Annotated in this window: 2 protein-coding genes; both read right to left on the reverse strand. The window is 50.3% G+C overall.

Going from position 1 to position 1810, the window contains the following annotated elements; all coding sequences use genetic code 11:
- A partial coding sequence (locus ABD931_RS29025) for an Ig-like domain-containing protein (protein ID WP_345271629.1) occupies window positions 1-775 on the reverse strand: 775 nt, incomplete at its 3' end.
- 730 nt (window positions 776-1505) lie between these two features.
- Window positions 1506-1810 (reverse strand): hypothetical protein (locus ABD931_RS29030; RefSeq protein WP_345271630.1); only part of this gene is annotated, 305 nt, incomplete at its 5' end.

A 1810-nucleotide genomic window follows, 5' to 3' on the forward strand; every position in this document is an offset into this window, starting at 1 on the left:
AGCAGATGGTGTAGGTGTAGGAGTCTAGCCCGCTATAACCCGCGGCCGGGGTGTAGACCACCGCTCCCGTGCTGGGGTTGACCACCGCCGTGCCGTGGGCCGGCTGAGTAGTCACACTTACCGTCACGTTAGTGGCACTGGCCGGTGCCCCGTTCACATTATCGTTGGCCAGCACCACTGTCGTCACAGGTGTACCCTGAGCCGTGGTGCTGTTGTCAGGCTGGGCTGAGATGGCACCCACCACCGTCAGCGACACCGTGGTGGTGGCGCACAGACTGGGCTGCACCGTCGAACAGATGGTGTAGGTATACGAGTCAGGACCAGAGTAGCCCGCGGCCGGGGTGTAGACCACCGCTCCCGTGCTGGGGTTGACCACTGCCGTGCCGTGGGCCGGCTGAGTAGTCACACTTACCGTCACGTTAGTGGCACTGGCCGGTGCCCCGTTCACATTATCGTTGGCCAGCACCACTGTCGTCACGGGTGTACCCTGAGCCGTGGTGCTGTTGTCAGGCTGGGCCGTGATGGCTCCTACTATGCTCAGAGATACGCCTGCAGTTGTACAAAGTTGGAAAGGAGGCTCTGTGAGTTTGTCACAAATTGTGTATGTGTAGCTATCAGGACCACTATAACCAATAACTGGCGTATAGGTGATTGTGCCATCTGGATTCACTACGGCTGTACCATGTGATGGTGGGGTGGTCACACTAACGGTAACATTGGTGGCACTGGCCGGTGCCCCATTGCGGGTGTCGTTGGCTAAAACGGTGGTAGACACTGGCGTTCCTGTAGCCGTTGTTGAATTATCGGGAACAGCTATTAAAGAGCGGCAATCAGCTGCTGGACCAGTAACATCGGCAAACTGTTCTAATGGGTCCTGATTACCACCAGCCGGTTGAGCGGATAATGAATAGAAACTATTAGCTACGTTTAATGAGTAAACATCATCAGCAGCCGCAATAAAGCCATCGCTTGGTGCCAGAGGGATCAATTCGCCAACACAATCAACACCTTTAAATGAAAACAAAGCCACAGGCGTTCCGGCAGTAAACACACCATAGTCGGTCTCATCGGATGACTTTGGGATAACATAATAGTTATACGCCGGATCTAGCTCCGGATGACTGCTCCAGTTTTGGCCTGGTTGCCCCGGTCCAAGCTTTTGTGGAGACTTCGTCCAGTCTCCATGTATATCCTGAATGTCTGTGATGATGAAATTTTTGGGGACTTTTATAGTAAACTGTGCAGTCCCCCCGCGCTCATGACCATCAACACTTGTGTTCAGGCTGTTTGGTACACTGTAATTTGGAATCGCATAGGCTGTGTATCGCCCCGTAATTGCGTCATAGGTCAATTTGTAATTAACCGTGTTAGTAGACGTAGCTTGACCGAAGGCTAAGTTAGTAGCCAAAAGCAATACTACCCATACAGAGACCAATAGAATTTGTCTCATAATGATAAGTTATATAGTTAACTAAGAAATTTGATTGAACAATTGCCTGGCCTCTCTAGGGGAGTTGCTCAAGAATCTTGAAAAAGCTTTGCTTTAGTAGGTTACCTGAGTGGTTCTTTAGAATATTTTGATAGATGTATTCTACATCATTACCGGTGCCGGCATAGATTACTTCTCCATTCATATTCACATCTCCGGTATAGTACCCCTTCAATTTGTAGAATAAGCTTTGTAGCACATTGCCCGACGCATTCAGTACCTGCTGATAAATAGCGTTCACATCATTACTGGTACCCTGGTAGATGACGTTCTCATGTGGAGCCGTAGCATTGTTATCCTCCAAAGCATTCCCCGCCCACA

It is taken from the genome of Nibrella viscosa (assembly GCF_039541875.1).
GTDB classification, from domain to species: domain Bacteria; phylum Bacteroidota; class Bacteroidia; order Cytophagales; family Spirosomataceae; genus Nibrella; species Nibrella viscosa.